Raw genomic sequence first — 13,402 nt, 5'->3', positions numbered from 1 at the left:
GGCAAAGGCTACGGCGGTGGAACAGGCCAAGGCCAAGGTAAAGGTAAAGGCTATGGCGGAGGAACAGGTGAAGGCCAAGGCAAAGGCTATGGCGGAGGAACAGGTGAAGGTCAAGGCAAAGGCTACGGCGGTGGAACAGGTGAAGGTCAAGGTAAAGGTAAAGGCTATGGTGGGGGAACAGGTGAAGGCCAAGGTAAAGGCAACGGCGGCGGAACCGGCAACGGTGGCAGCAATGGCAATGGAGGCGGCAACGGTAAGAGCAATGAGGATAACGAAGGTACTGGAAAAGACTAATTGTACACAAGAGATAAAAGCGCTTCGTCTCTTTTATGGGGGCGAAGCGTTTTTCATGTAAAAGAGCTAACTTTAGTTAGTGTTAGAAGGAATTTGGCTAATGATATCATGATTGATGATTGCTATTTAATCAGCCAGGATATCAGAAAAAGTTCGAAGGAGGAAGAGCGATACTCATAGGAAAGACAAGTCAGCGTATCCAGGCCGGAAAGAATGCAAGCAGGTAACTGATCAAATGACAGAAAAGTACAACGATTGTATGCAAGGAGGATTATGGTACATACCAGACCTTTTGAATATGAGCAAGACGAAGCATTTATTTGGGAATTGTACTGTTCTACGAGAACCGAAGAAATGGCTCTTTGGGGTTGGAGTGAGGCGGACAAGCTTGCCTTTTTACAGTCGCAGTTTATCATGCAGCAGAAATCTTACCAAACGCAGTTTCCCGCTCAGAAGCATCAAATCATTCTCCAATCCGAGCAGCCAATCGGTCGGATGATCACGGATGCGAACGGAGATGCACAGCATCTCGTAGATATTTCTTTGCTGCCTACTTATCGGGGACAGGGTGTTGGTTCTGCTATTATTGGCGATCTGCAAAAAGAGGCACAAGCTTTCCAAATACCAATCCGTTTACGTGTTTTACAAGGGAATCCCGCCTTTCGATTATATAAACGACTTCATTTCATCGTGACAGACTCAACGGGGCTGTATATCCAAATGGAATGGCAGCCACTTTTGCAACAATGACCAATTTGTTCGTTTGACAAGGGAAATAACCACTTTACATAAGGGGGAAGCAACATGGCAGAGCCATTTCTTGGAGAAATCAGGATGTTTGGAGGAGATTATGCACCACAAGGATGGGCATTATGCAATGGACAGATCTTATCTATTTCTGAATACGACACATTGTATAGTTTGATTGGAACCACATATGGCGGGGATGGACAAGTAACTTTTGCGCTCCCTGATTTACGGGGACGTATCCCGCTTAATCAAGGGAAAAATCCGAGTACAGGAACTACCTACGTGGTGGGGGAAAAAAACGGTGTAGAATCAGTCACCTTAACCGTCTCACAATTGCCTGCGCATTCGCATACGGTCCATGCATCATCGCAGCCAGGAACGCAGAACAGCCCTACCAATGCTGTATGGGCAAAAAATGCGCAGCAATATTCAGCGAATGCAGCTGATGGATTAATGAACGTGTCCAGCTTGGGCAGTGTAGGTGGGAATCAACCACACAGTAACCTGATGCCGTTTACGGTTATTAATTTCATCATCGCCCTGTACGGAATCTATCCTTCGCAACATTAACATCCAAATCGAACAGGAGGATTTTACATGGAACCATTTCTTGGAGAAATTCGATTTTTTCCATTTCCATTTGCGCCAAAGGGTTGGGCTTTGTGTAATGGTGCAATGCTGTCTATCAACCAAAACCAGGCACTGTTTTCCTTGTTAGGAAATGTTTATGGGGGGGACGGGAGAACCACGTTTGCATTGCCAGATTTAAGAGGACGTGTCCCCGTACATACAAATCGTCAATCGGATCGCCCAATCGTAACGTTAGGTATGTCAGCCGGCGAAGAAAGTCATGTACTAACGACAAATGAGATACCCGCCCATACCCATACGGCAACCGGCTCAAATGTAGCTGCCAATGAAAAAGTATGCGCTGGGAACTACTGGGCACAAGCTTCCGCTACAATTTATGGGACAACCCCGGATACGACGATGAGCGAGAGTGCGCTGCAAACGGTAGGAAACAGTACAGCACATTATAATATGCAGCCGTATTTGGTCGGGAATTTTTGCATCGCAACTCAAGGGATCTACCCGCCAAGAAACTAGAGGAGGCACTATCATATGGATCCGTATATTGGAGAAATTCGTATCTTCGGTGGCAACTTCCCGCCGAGGGACTGGGCTTTTTGTGATGGACAATTGATTGCGATCTCTTCCAATCCTGTCTTGTATTCGATATTGGGAACGAAGTATGGCGGAGATGGCAAAATGACATTCGCGCTTCCAAATTTAAGAGGCTCAGCCCCGATGAACCAGGGGGAAGGATTTGGCTTGACACCGCGTACGGCAGGAGAGACAGGTGGCGATGCCAACATCACTCTGCTGCAAAACGATATTCCGGCGCATACTCATGTTCCGAATTCGTGCTCAACTCCTACAGAGGATACGCCAACAGGCGCGAAATGGTCTTCCACCGTTGGCCGGGGAGCTGTCATTCCTTACTCCAACACGAGTGATGGGACACAGCTTAGTCCGCAAGCAATCGGCATCACAGGCGGGACTCAACCTCATAATAATATGCAACCTTATCTTGGACTCTCGTTCATCATTTGTGTAAGCGGCGGAGCTTTTCCACCGAGAGAATAGGAACCGTATCTTGGACGCCCGATGCTGTGTAGCAGAAGGCGTCTTTTTCAAATGACGATGACGATCACTGCTCTTCTTCCATCTTTTCCTACTTTTCGTATTCTTCTTGCGAGACGTATGCATTATAATGGATATGTCCGTGATACTAAACGATCGCTTAAAGCAGAACGATCGCAGAGGATGAAGCAGATGACGAAGATAGAAATACTGAAAAGCATGTTGACCAGCGATCAACGCAATGCGCCCGTATGGCTGTTATTAGGATTAGAGCATGCTGAGCAGGGGGATCGTACGGAGGCTTTACAGGCGTTTACGCAGGCCCTTGCCTATGGAAATGAAGCGATGAAGGAAAAAATTGTGATCGAACTCAACAAGCTACAAAAGGAATCCCCCTATTCGCGGACGTTAAAAGGGATCCATCAGAAGGATTCCACTACATATACGATGTTTCCAACTAAGATACGCGTCATCGAAGGGGGCAAAGGGAAGACCACCGCGAAATCGGTTCAACTCGTTGAGAAAACGGCGGGTTTTGGAATGGTCGGCGGGCTTGGACGAGTAAAAGAGGCAATTTTTCAAAGACTCCTACATCCTATTTCGCAACGGTTGCCTCAAAAGAAAAGTACCATTTTACTCTATGGACCATCGGGGTGCGGAAAATCTTTGTTAGCACAAGCAACCGCAGAAGAATGCAAAGCTCAATTGGTATCCATGGAGATCACAGGCGGTCGAAATATGTATACGTCATCGAACAGCCCGCTCAACATTCATGACTTGCTGGCAACAGCTCCTGCCAATAAACCTGTTCTGTTCTTTTTAGATGAACTGGACGCTTCCAGTCATTACGAAGAGCATGCCTACTCCTATAAGAATAGGCCAGTGTTCGATACCAAATGGCTTCAGCAGGTAGCAGCGGCAGGCGAGTATGACGAACGATTCGTCCTGATGGGCGCAACCAACGTTCCATGGGAATTGGAGCCTTCCATGCTCCGAGCGGCTGGTTTTGATCACTGGATTTTTGTCGGACCGCCAGATCGGAAAGCACGGGAGGATATTTTTCGCTTAAAACTGGAGGGCCGTCCTTCTGAGATGCTCGATTATGAGCAATTAGGAGGATGGACAGAGTTTTATTCGGGGGCAGACATCGAGTATGTAGTGGAGCTCGCGACTGAGCAGGTATGGCATGATATCGTAACAAAAGGGGTAGATCGCCCGATTCAAATGAGCGATCTACGTGAGGCCATTGCAGCAACCTATCCCACAACCATTGAGTGGTTGAGGACTTTGAAAGAACATTTGAAACAAGTAGATTACAACGGAATCTATGATGAAGTGTGGGACTACCTGTCTCTTCACAGTAGAATCTGAAATCAAGGAAAAGACTGTTGGCTCGCTATTAAGCTGCGGTCTTTTTTTGGTACAAATGTTAGAATATTGACTCAATATAGTCTTTTTTGTACGCTGAGTATAGGCGCGAACAGATGCTGGAAGGTGGAGGATACGCGATGAAAATAATAGATATTTCCCGTCCGCTCATGGCAGGCATGCCGACCTGGCCAGGGGACACTCCCTTTCACTATGTCGTAAGCTGGCCCAAAGCGGAGAGTGGCTCAGTCAATGTCGGTAAAGTAACCATGAGTATTCACACAGGCACCCATGTGGATGCTCCGTTCCACTTCGATGACGATGGCCGAAAAATAGCTGAATTGCCTTTGGACTTGTATATCGGAGAGGCAAGAGTTGTAGAGCTTACTGGACGTTCCAGCATTGGCCCAGAAGATTTTGCCCAGGTAGATCTGGAGGGGGTGGAACGCTTGCTGCTCAAAACATTATCTTGGAGTGACCCCAATCAGTTTCCGTCAACGATCTGTCATCTGCGAGCGGACTTGCCAGTATTTCTCGCCCAAAAAGGTATTCGGCTGATTGGAGTGGATGTCCCATCTGTCGATCCGTTGGACAGCAAGGAACTGGCTGCTCATCATGGGCTTCACCAGCATGACATTCATATTTTGGAGGGGCTTCTGCTCGATCATGTGGAACCAGGTGATTACGAACTGATCGCACTGCCGCTGCTTTTGATGGAAGCAGATGGAAGTCCAGTACGTGCTATTTTGCGTCGTTCGTGAGGCTGCGTATTGATAAAGCTGTGATTTTCTCGAATAATAACAGTGTAACTACAAAAACCATCATCACGGCGTACGTATGAAGGGAATGAAAAAGTAGATGGAAGCGATGACCTTTGTCCTTTTTGGTGCAACAGGAGATTTAGCAAAACGCAAAATTTTCCCCGCGCTTTTTAACTTATATGTAGATCAAAAGTTGCCTGCCGCCTTTTCGATTATTGGTGTAGGGAGAAGGGCCTGGTCTGATGACCAATTTCAGGAATCTGTTCGCCAGTCTGTCCATGAGTTTTCCCGTCGAGCTGAGATTGATTCCCACGAGCTAGACGCTTTCTTGTCTGCTTGTCGCTATGCGGAAGTAGATGTCATGGAACCGCGTGCTTATGTAACGCTACATGATCTGGTCCTGCAAAGAGAGCGAGAGCTACAGATCCCGCAAAACCGGATGTTTTACTTGTCAGTAGCCCCGCAATTTTTCGAGGGAATTGCAACCAATGTCAAGGCCAGCGGACTAGGCTCAACGACAGGCTGGAAGCGTCTGATCATTGAAAAGCCATTTGGACATGATTTGCAATCTGCCGAAGAATTGAATGAAAAGCTGGGGAAAGCATTTTTGGAAGAAGAAATATATCGCATTGACCATTACTTGGGAAAACCGATGGTTCAAAACCTCGAGGCTCTCGAATTTGCGAATCCGGTCTTTCAGGCTCTCTGGAACAATCAGTACATCGCCAATGTGCAAATTACGGCGAATGAAACGGTTGGCGTCGAGGATCGGGCTGGATATTACGAGCCAGCCGGAGCACTGCGTGACATGCTCCAAAATCACATGCTGCAAATGCTCATGATCATCGCCATGCAACTTCCAAAGCGAATCACGTCCGCCCATATCCGCGAAGAAAAGCGCAAGGTAATGGCCGCCGTGCGTCCGATGAAGAAAGATGAAGTCCGCACCCATGTTATTCGTGGTCAGTATAGCGCAGGACATATTCAAGGAACGCCTGTGGCTGGCTACAGGGACGAGCCTGGTGTCGATCCAGTTTCGATGACAGAAACGTATATTGCCACTCGTGTCTGGATTGATGACCCGTTTTGGCAAGGAGTACCTTTTTATATTCGCACGGGAAAAAGACTGCAAGAGAAATCAACCAGGATCGTCATTGAGTTCAAAAATCCGCACGAAAAGCTTTATCAGGAGCAAAATGAAACGACATCGCCTAATTTGTTGATCATCAGCGTGAATCCAAACGAAGGTATTGCCTTGCAGGTAAATAGTAAGAATCCGACAAATAGCGGTAAGATTGAGCCGGTGACGGTAGATTTCAGTGCGGGGACGAAAGACGTGCCAGAAGCGTACGAGCTACTCTTGTTCGATGCACTCCGAGGGGATTCTACCTACTTTGCGCATTGGGATGAGGTTCGGCTGTCGTGGGAATGGGTGACACCGATTTTGGAAGCCTTCGCTGAAAATTTGGTGCCGCTCTTTACGTACGAAGCTGGCTCATTCGGACCGAAGGCCGCAGAGCAATTGCTTGATGCGGACGGATTTGTGTGGTGGTTGGATAAGGGCGAAGAACGAGTGCCGGTCACTGCAACAAGATAGACCAAAAGAAAAGGGAGCGGATGAGATGCGATTTGGCGTAATCGGAACGAACTGGATCACCGAGGAATTTATCCAGGCTGGTCAAGAAGTAGAAGGATTTTCTCTTCAGGCTGTTTATTCACGTACCATCGAACGCGCCAAGGAATTCGCTGACAAGTACCATGCTCCATTCGCCTATAACAGCCTAGAAGAAATGACTGCAAGCAAAAATATGGACGCGGTCTATATTGCGAGCCCCAATTCCTGCCACGCGGAACAAGCGATCCAGTGCATGGACGCGGGGCTACACGTATTGTGTGAAAAGCCACTGGCTTCCAATGCGATTGAGGTAGAAGAAATGATCGAAGCAGCGAAAAGAAATAACGTTTTACTCATGGAGGCTGTCAAATCTACACTGTTACCCAATTTTTTTGCGATACAAGACAACCTGCACAAGCTGGGAAAGGTACGACGTTTTATTGCTAGCAATTGCCAATATTCTTCGCGCTATGACGCCTATCGCGAAGGGAAGGTTTTACGTGCTTTTGATCCCGCTTTTTCAAACGGAGCCTTGATGGATATCGGTATCTATTGCCTTTATCCGTTACTCATTCTTTTTGGCAGACCAGACGACATCAAAGCAGAAGGAATTGTGCTTGATTCTGGAGTAGACGGAGAAGGTAGCATTCTTTTGAAGTATCGAGAGATGGATGCAATCATTAGCTTTTCGAAAATTACGACCTCCTATCAGCCAGCAGAAATCCAAGGGGAGGACGCCACAATGGTGATCGATCGAATCAACCATCTCAAAGAAGTGGACATTCGTTACAGAGACGGACGAATTGAGCAAGTGACAAGACCGCAGACCCCGAAGACCATGCATTATGAAATTAGGGAGTTCCTACACTTGGCAAGAATAGGGGCTAGACAATCTACAACGAATTCGCATGATGTCTCCAAAACGACCATGCAGGTCATGGATGAAGTAAGAAGACAGATGGGAATCGTTTTTCCTGCGGATCATAAAAAACGGTAAGTAAAGGGGAGGGCGTTTAGGATGAAAATGTATGATGTAACCGCCACCGTGTACGAAGGAATGACGGTGTATAAAAACAAGCCGGAAAAGCAGCCGAAAATACGTACCGCTACCAATGGCTATGTAACCGAATCGAGAATCGACATGGACCTACATTCTGGTACCCATGTGGATGCTCCCCTGCACATGGTAAATGCCGGCGATACATTTGAGAGTATTTCATTGGAGAAGCTAGTGGGCAGTTGCAAGGTTCTCGATCTCACAGCGGTAGAGGACAGGATCACTCGCTCCGATTTGGAGGGCTTCGATCTTGCGCGAGGCGATTTTGTCTTGTTTAAAACGAAAAATTCTTTTGAAGAGGCGTTCTCTTTTGAATTCATCTTTCTTTCAGAGGAAGGTGCAGAATATGTAAGCGAGCTGGGTGTGCGAGGTATTGGTACCGATGCACTTGGGATCGAACGCAGTCAGGAAGGGCACCCCACCCATAAAAAGCTGTTTGCAGCGGGAGTCATTGTCGTGGAAGGCTTGCGCCTAGCAGAGGTCCCGCCAGGCGAGTATTTTCTGGTAGCTGCACCACTTAAGCTGATCGGCACGGATGCAGCCCCAGCAAGGGTCCTATTGTTTGAAGGCTTACATAGCGTATGATGGTGAAGGTCACCCGCCTGTGAAGATCTGGCGGGTGTGTTCGTATTGGGCTTGTTTTAAGCGGCAGGTAAAGTGAATAACGAGGAGTGGGAAATACATGCTCAGACGACCAGAGCGCGATGAATACGCTGCATATTTTGAGTATTATATTGGACTTCTACCAGAGGGGGATCTGCAAACGATCCTCACGCAACAAGGAGAGAGGCAAGTCGCGCTATTTTCGTCCCTTGCGCCTGAGCAAATTGATTATCGGTATGCACCAGGCAAATGGACAGTAAAAGAGGTTTTGGGTCATCTTGTCGATACAGAACGCATCATGAGCTATCGCTTATTGAGAATCGCGAGAGGAGATCAGACACCCCTCGTCGGTTTTGATGAGAATGCTTTTGTCGAACACGGGTGTTTTCAGCTACGAGACCTCTCTGATTTATTGGAAGAGTATAAGGCTGTACGTGCTTCAACCATCGCGCAAGCCGGAGGAATCTCTCCAGAAGCGTGGTTGCGTACAGGAACTGCCAACGGAAACAAGCTATCTGCAAGGACGTTGGCTTATGTGATTGCAGGACATGAAGGTCACCACAGCACCATTTTGAAAGAGCGGTATTTGGGGTAAGTTCGCAAAATAAGGAAGAATAAGGTAAAATCTAGGGAGAACAATTTCATAGGTGGAAACAGGTTCCTTAGGGCGTAACCAATTCGCGACAAGGATAATAGGGAAGCTCGGTGCAAATCCGACACGGTCCCGCCACTGTAAAAGGGGAGTCAGCGTCCAACAAGCCACTGGTCTATCAAAATAGACGGGGAAGGCGACGCTAGACGATGAACCCATAGTCAGGAGACCTGCCTGTTTCGACAACACTGATAGACCTACGGGAGATAGGGAGGTGTTAGAGATGGCTTGCGAAAAACAGCGCGTGGACAAGTACGTCCCTCTTTTTCTGGCATTTTCTAACGATCGTCACGGTCGAGCGGAAAATGCTCTTTTTATTTTGGGCAGGATAAAAGAAGAGGAGGGCGTGCGATGATTCAACTTTTCATTTGCCAATATTGCGGATATGTCGAGGAAAAAGAGCTGCCTGAGGAAGGCCGGGAGGGCGTGTTTCATTGCGCTTGCTGCAGTATGGAAGAGGTAGAAAGCCTGTTCACCCACAACTGAAAGTCGTGTCAAATCAGCTTGCAATCAGAAAAGAAAGAATTTTGTTGACGCTTGCCTTGGAATTTCTTAGAATAAAGCTCAACAGCATAAACAGTTCTTATCCAGAGAGGTGGAGGGTCTGGCCCTATGAAGCCCGGCAACCGTTGCATATTGCGACAAGGTGCCAATTCCTGCGAGACGTTTCGTCTCGAAAGATAAGAAGCGGGTTACTCCATTAGTAGATGAACCTTCTTCTTAGCGAAGAAGGTTTTTTTCAATTTCATATTTTCTTTATCCAGAGAGGTGGAGGGACTGGCCCGATGAAGCCCGGCAACCGTCACGCATATTTTGTGACAAGGTGCCAATTCCTGCAGGACATATACGTCCTGGGAGATAAGGAGGGGGAGCATTAGCTGCTAACAAGCCTTCTTCTTATCGAAGATGGCTTTTCTTTTTATCTAAAATTCAGGGTATGGGGTGGTCAGGATGAGTGCAGAAGTGGTACGTGTGGGATTACTGGGATTGGGAACAGTGGGTGGAGGCGTAATCAAAACGATCCGTTCGCAACAGGAGAAGCTTTCTTCTCGACTGGGAAAACGAATTGAGATCGTCAAGGCTTTGGTGCGTGACTCGGAAAAAGAGCGGGCGGTTCATGTTGACCCGGCTTTACTGACAACTGACTTTGAGGATGTATTGAGAAGCGATGTGGATATCGTGGTGGAGGTCATGGGCGGTGTAGAACCTACCTATGACTACGTTCGTGCTTTGATCGAAAAGGGCTGCCATGTAGTAACGGCCAACAAAGAGCTCCTGGCGAAAAAAGGAACCGAGCTAGTCGATTTGGCAAATCAGCATCAAGTGCATCTGGCCTATGAAGCGAGTGTGGCAGGGGGCATCCCGATCTTGAGCGTACTCCGGCAGTTCCTTCGCACGAACGATATCCAAGGCGTTCGCGGTATTCTCAACGGAACAACGAACTTCATTTTGACGAAAATGGAGGCAGAACAGCTCTCTTATCAGGAGGTTCTCAAGCAAGCGCAGGAGTTGGGCTATGCCGAAGCAGACCCTCGTTCGGATGTAGAAGGCTTTGACGCTATGTACAAGTTGTACATCCTGGCACAGCTTGTTTACGGAGAATCGCTACCGCTAGCGGATGTTGTTCGTAAAGGAATTTCAGATTTGTCAGCGGGTCACATTCGGATTGCGAGCGAGCTGGGGTACCGGATCAAGCTGATCGCGCAGGCCTATCAAGCTGAACAAGGCATTCGCCTATCTGTTGAACCAACCATGCTTCCGCTGAGCCACCCGTTGGCGCAAATCCACGACGCGTTTAATGCGGTGCAGCTATCCGGCAACATTGTGGGAGACTTGTTGTTTACAGGAAGAGGGGCAGGCGAGCTACCTACAGCAAGTGCAGTCGTGGAGGATTTGGCCTATTTATTGACACAGCCATTCACACCGCATCCTACTTGGAAAGAAAAAACGGCTGACAAAGCTGGAGTCACCTTGGACTCAGAAGAACGCGTCTTGTGTTATCTAGAAGGCTCATGTCATACTGCCACGCCAGATCTTGTCTTGCATTTCCTCGAGCAGGCAGGCGTGAACGTGCATAAACTAAAAGTCCAATTCGACTTGGGGGGCGTCTTGCGCGCAGGTTTGATCGTGACAGGAATCAGTGAAGAGCACGAGTCCCTGTTGAAAAATGATTTTGGCTTAGAAGTGCGCCGCTTCCCTATTATCGAATCTGCATAAGTAATAGGAATAACAAGAAGAAAAGCCGTATTTCTAGTTACCTGGAAACACGGCTTCTTTTGTCAGGGGGCAGTCTCCACCGCTTTTGCACGCGGCTGTATACGCCCGTCACTTTGTATGTCGACACTCTCGGAAATAGATTCAATACGTTTTAGCAGGGCAGCGCCGTTGCTTTCATTCATGGGTACAGCTTGTCCCAATTCTGCGTGAAACGGAAGCATCGTCAACTCACAATCGCCGCTTTTCGTACAGTTTGCTTGCAGGACCATCGTTTCCCAAGTCTTGGGTTCGCTTGACCGTGTGAAAATGAAATTGCCCAGACTGTACGCAATCCATTTGTCGTTGTATCGTTCAAAGCCTTGAAGAACGTGGGGATGACCGCCGACAATCAAATCTGCACCAGCATCGATGTAGGCACGAGACAACTCTTTTTGATGATCGACAGGATAATCGGAGCGTTCCTTGCCCCAGTGTGCAATTACCACGACGAGATCTGCTTGGTTGTTCGCATCTTGGATCGCTTTCACTGCTAGCGTAGGATCATAGGAAGCGGCCATACCTGGCTGAGAATCCCCTGCAAACCAGCTTGTTTCGGGAATGACCCTGCTGAAGCCGAGAATTGCGATCTTGATGCCGTTCTTTTCAATGAATACAGGTGAATAGGCACGGTTGGCATTCTTTCCGGCGCCGACGTATTCAATCCGGTTCTTGTCCAAAGCGTCAAAGGTATCGAGCAATCCCGGAACTCCTTGATCCATGGAGTGATTATTGGCGAGATTCACTACATCAATTCCTGCGTTTTTCATGGCAGGAACAGCAAGTGGGGACGACTTGTAGACATACTCTTTGTTCTGTGCAGCAACACCTGTGGTGGTGATCGGCGTCTCCAAATTGGCAATCGTGATATCATCTTGCAAAAAGAGCGAGCTTACATGCTTGTATGGGTAGTCATAGCTGTTGTTTGCAAGTAAGGTTTTCTCTACATTCCCTGACATCATGATGTCACCGACAAAGGTGAGCTGTACAGAGGTCTTTTGGTTCACAGTATCGTCAGGAGCAGGCTGCTCGTTTGGGGTGGCATGTTCTCCATCCATGGCAGTTTGGAATAGGTAGTAGGTTCCGACGACGAAGATGGCCAACACGCTAAATAGGAGCGTGTTCTTTCCAACCCGTACCCATTTTCTGCGTGAATGCTTGCGCCGAGATTTTACCCGGCTTGATCTGGTATCGTTCATTTTTCCCCCTTGTATTTCTATCCTTACATAAATGAATTTTGATATCCTATAAGTAATACGAAAAGAGGCGAAAAAAGGTGCGATTAACTTTTGATCATTTGGTTCATTTTGTGCAGCGAACTCCACAGGAAGCATCGGAACAATTTTGCCAAGCGGGTTTTCATGCGGTAGCTGGAGGACGTCATGCGTCTTGGGGGACATGGAATAGCCTTAGTTATTTCGGACTTTCTTATGTTGAATTTTTGGCGGTTGAACACGAGGAGCTTGCTCGACAATCAGATAATCCGCTCGTACGTCAATGCATCGAGGATAAAGCAAAGGGAGAAGGATTTGGTCAGATTGCGCTTCGGACCAATGAGATGGATGCGTGGGCAGAGCGCTTGCGAAGCCAAGGTTTGCAGGTTACTGGACCTGTTGCGGGAAGTCGTACGCGTGATGATGGCACGACGCTTCGGTGGCGGATGTTGTTCCTTGAAGATGCGGATAGTGCACTTCTACCACCATTTCTCATTGAATGGTCGCAAACGGATGAAGAGAGAATAGAAGATTTGACAAATCGTGGCATCATTGGCGCACATCCGAACGGTGCAGCCCATCTCCAGTCAGTAGGCTATGCAGTAAACAATCTAGATGAAGCAATAGCACGTTGGCAAAGCTGGTTTGGATGGAAGAAGAGCGAAAAATTCCACGATAAAGAACTGGGGGCCATTTGCCAAGCATTTGAACTTCCGGGTGGAAATGTAGTGCTTTGCCAACCGACTGAGGAGGGATTGGCGCAGGCTTCATGGAAAAAACGCGGACAAAGACCGTATTTTGTGAGGCTGGCAGGAGGGAGCAAGAATAGCGAGTATAAGATTGGTGGAGGATCTTACTTCCTAGCATCGCTGGAATAGTCGTTTAAGAGAGAGCGAGGCGTACATATGGGATCACCTCGGCATATGTAAATTGAAGTTGATGCATTTGCAAGAGAAGATGCGATTACGTTGTTGCTTTCTTCGATTGCACTTGAAGAGCTTGGATTAAGCCATATACTTAATGCCGAGGGTGAAAAGCTTCAATACGTATTAGGTACTCTTCCAGGTGTATCTGCACCAGCAGCTACGATTAGTGATATTTTAAATGTAAATGCAAGTGTCTTAGATATGGTACGTGAGTTAACCAAGAAGGAACTATTGTTGGATAGCAAGCTCGATAGTATTTTGTCTA

General features: G+C 47.6%; 15 protein-coding genes, 1 pseudogene and 3 riboswitches. Of the genes and pseudogenes, 15 read left to right on the top strand and 1 reads right to left on the bottom strand.

Annotated features, from left to right (window positions below; translation table 11 throughout):
• The 13 genes from ACQ5DJ_RS29480 to ACQ5DJ_RS29420 all read left to right on the top strand — a co-directional run.
• Window positions 1-294, top strand: a 294-nt coding sequence (locus tag ACQ5DJ_RS29480) for a hypothetical protein (RefSeq protein ID WP_429845549.1), incomplete at its 5' end; no start/stop codon positions are given.
• A 273-nt stretch (window positions 295-567) separates the two neighbouring features.
• Complete coding sequence (locus tag ACQ5DJ_RS29475) at window positions 568-1,044, top strand: GNAT family N-acetyltransferase (RefSeq protein ID WP_429845548.1); 477 nt, start codon at window positions 568-570, stop codon at window positions 1,042-1,044.
• Window positions 1,045-1,098: 54 nt separating this feature from the next.
• Complete coding sequence (locus tag ACQ5DJ_RS29470; protein ID WP_429845547.1) at window positions 1,099-1,614, top strand: phage tail protein; 516 nt, start codon at window positions 1,099-1,101, stop codon at window positions 1,612-1,614.
• A 27-nt stretch (window positions 1,615-1,641) separates the two neighbouring features.
• Entirely contained in the window at window positions 1,642-2,151 is a 510-nt protein-coding gene (locus tag ACQ5DJ_RS29465) for a phage tail protein (protein ID WP_429845546.1), read from the top strand.
• 15 nt (window positions 2,152-2,166) lie between these two features.
• Complete coding sequence (locus ACQ5DJ_RS29460) at window positions 2,167-2,691, top strand: phage tail protein (protein WP_429845545.1); 525 nt, start codon at window positions 2,167-2,169, stop codon at window positions 2,689-2,691.
• Window positions 2,692-2,880: 189 nt separating this feature from the next.
• Window positions 2,881-4,059, top strand: a complete 1,179-nt coding sequence (locus tag ACQ5DJ_RS29455; protein WP_429845544.1) for an ATP-binding protein — start codon at window positions 2,881-2,883, stop codon at window positions 4,057-4,059.
• Window positions 4,060-4,196: 137 nt separating this feature from the next.
• A complete protein-coding gene (kynB, locus tag ACQ5DJ_RS29450; protein WP_429845543.1) occupies window positions 4,197-4,817 on the top strand; it encodes an arylformamidase in 621 nt (206 codons plus the stop codon).
• A gap of 97 nt (window positions 4,818-4,914) precedes the next feature.
• Window positions 4,915-6,414, top strand: a complete 1,500-nt coding sequence (zwf, locus tag ACQ5DJ_RS29445) for a glucose-6-phosphate dehydrogenase (RefSeq protein ID WP_429845542.1) — start codon at window positions 4,915-4,917, stop codon at window positions 6,412-6,414.
• A gap of 25 nt (window positions 6,415-6,439) precedes the next feature.
• Window positions 6,440-7,429: a Gfo/Idh/MocA family protein gene (locus ACQ5DJ_RS29440; RefSeq protein ID WP_429845541.1), complete on the top strand. Its 990-nt coding sequence runs from the start codon at window positions 6,440-6,442 to the stop codon at window positions 7,427-7,429.
• A 21-nt stretch (window positions 7,430-7,450) separates the two neighbouring features.
• A complete protein-coding gene (locus ACQ5DJ_RS29435; RefSeq protein ID WP_429845540.1) occupies window positions 7,451-8,074 on the top strand; it encodes a cyclase family protein in 624 nt (207 codons plus the stop codon).
• Between the two features lie 97 nt (window positions 8,075-8,171).
• Complete coding sequence (locus ACQ5DJ_RS29430) at window positions 8,172-8,687, top strand: DinB family protein (RefSeq protein ID WP_429845539.1); 516 nt, start codon at window positions 8,172-8,174, stop codon at window positions 8,685-8,687.
• 43 nt (window positions 8,688-8,730) lie between these two features.
• A riboswitch (cobalamin riboswitch) is annotated at window positions 8,731-8,936 on the top strand.
• 159 nt (window positions 8,937-9,095) lie between these two features.
• Window positions 9,096-9,230, top strand: coding sequence for a hypothetical protein (locus ACQ5DJ_RS29425; protein ID WP_429845538.1), 135 nt, complete (start codon window positions 9,096-9,098; stop codon window positions 9,228-9,230).
• Window positions 9,231-9,324: 94 nt separating this feature from the next.
• A riboswitch (SAM riboswitch) is annotated at window positions 9,325-9,431 on the top strand.
• Window positions 9,432-9,497: 66 nt separating this feature from the next.
• Window positions 9,498-9,609, top strand: a riboswitch (SAM riboswitch).
• Window positions 9,610-9,695: 86 nt separating this feature from the next.
• Entirely contained in the window at window positions 9,696-10,961 is a 1,266-nt protein-coding gene (locus ACQ5DJ_RS29420) for a homoserine dehydrogenase (RefSeq protein WP_429845537.1), read from the top strand.
• Between the two features lie 62 nt (window positions 10,962-11,023).
• Here the strand turns inward: ACQ5DJ_RS29420 and ACQ5DJ_RS29415 are convergent, their stop codons facing one another.
• Complete coding sequence (locus ACQ5DJ_RS29415; RefSeq protein WP_429845536.1) at window positions 11,024-12,196, bottom strand: CapA family protein; 1,173 nt, start codon at window positions 12,194-12,196, stop codon at window positions 11,024-11,026.
• A gap of 77 nt (window positions 12,197-12,273) precedes the next feature.
• Between ACQ5DJ_RS29415 and ACQ5DJ_RS29410 the strand changes: the two genes are divergently transcribed.
• Complete coding sequence (locus ACQ5DJ_RS29410; protein WP_429845535.1) at window positions 12,274-13,089, top strand: VOC family protein; 816 nt, start codon at window positions 12,274-12,276, stop codon at window positions 13,087-13,089.
• 90 nt (window positions 13,090-13,179) lie between these two features.
• A pseudogene (locus ACQ5DJ_RS29405) lies at window positions 13,180-13,402 on the top strand (spore surface glycoprotein BclB); the annotation flags it as partial.

The sequence above is a fragment of the Brevibacillus sp. FIR094 genome (assembly GCF_050477165.1).
GTDB lineage: Bacteria > Bacillota > Bacilli > Brevibacillales > Brevibacillaceae > Brevibacillus.
The sequence above is the reverse complement of the archived record's forward strand: the minus strand, read 5'-3'. Positions and strand labels throughout refer to the sequence as shown.

Excerpts from the sequence above, each read along its gene's own strand:
- ACQ5DJ_RS29455 (WP_429845544.1), top strand. The coding sequence starts at position 2,881 with ATGACGAAGATAGAAATACTGAAAAGCATGTTGACCAGCGATCAACGC.
- ACQ5DJ_RS29415 (WP_429845536.1), bottom strand. The coding sequence starts at position 12,196 with ATGAACGATACCAGATCAAGCCGGGTAAAATCTCGGCGCAAGCATTCA.
- ACQ5DJ_RS29465 (WP_429845546.1), top strand. The coding sequence starts at position 1,642 with ATGGAACCATTTCTTGGAGAAATTCGATTTTTTCCATTTCCATTTGCG.
- ACQ5DJ_RS29435 (WP_429845540.1), top strand. The coding sequence starts at position 7,451 with ATGAAAATGTATGATGTAACCGCCACCGTGTACGAAGGAATGACGGTG.
- kynB (WP_429845543.1), top strand. The coding sequence starts at position 4,197 with ATGAAAATAATAGATATTTCCCGTCCGCTCATGGCAGGCATGCCGACC.
- zwf (WP_429845542.1), top strand. The coding sequence starts at position 4,915 with ATGGAAGCGATGACCTTTGTCCTTTTTGGTGCAACAGGAGATTTAGCA.
- ACQ5DJ_RS29475 (WP_429845548.1), top strand. The coding sequence starts at position 568 with ATGGTACATACCAGACCTTTTGAATATGAGCAAGACGAAGCATTTATT.
- ACQ5DJ_RS29425 (WP_429845538.1), top strand. The coding sequence starts at position 9,096 with ATGATTCAACTTTTCATTTGCCAATATTGCGGATATGTCGAGGAAAAA.
- ACQ5DJ_RS29470 (WP_429845547.1), top strand. The coding sequence starts at position 1,099 with ATGGCAGAGCCATTTCTTGGAGAAATCAGGATGTTTGGAGGAGATTAT.
- ACQ5DJ_RS29420 (WP_429845537.1), top strand. The coding sequence starts at position 9,696 with ATGAGTGCAGAAGTGGTACGTGTGGGATTACTGGGATTGGGAACAGTG.
- ACQ5DJ_RS29430 (WP_429845539.1), top strand. The coding sequence starts at position 8,172 with ATGCTCAGACGACCAGAGCGCGATGAATACGCTGCATATTTTGAGTAT.
- ACQ5DJ_RS29440 (WP_429845541.1), top strand. The coding sequence starts at position 6,440 with ATGCGATTTGGCGTAATCGGAACGAACTGGATCACCGAGGAATTTATC.
- ACQ5DJ_RS29460 (WP_429845545.1), top strand. The coding sequence starts at position 2,167 with ATGGATCCGTATATTGGAGAAATTCGTATCTTCGGTGGCAACTTCCCG.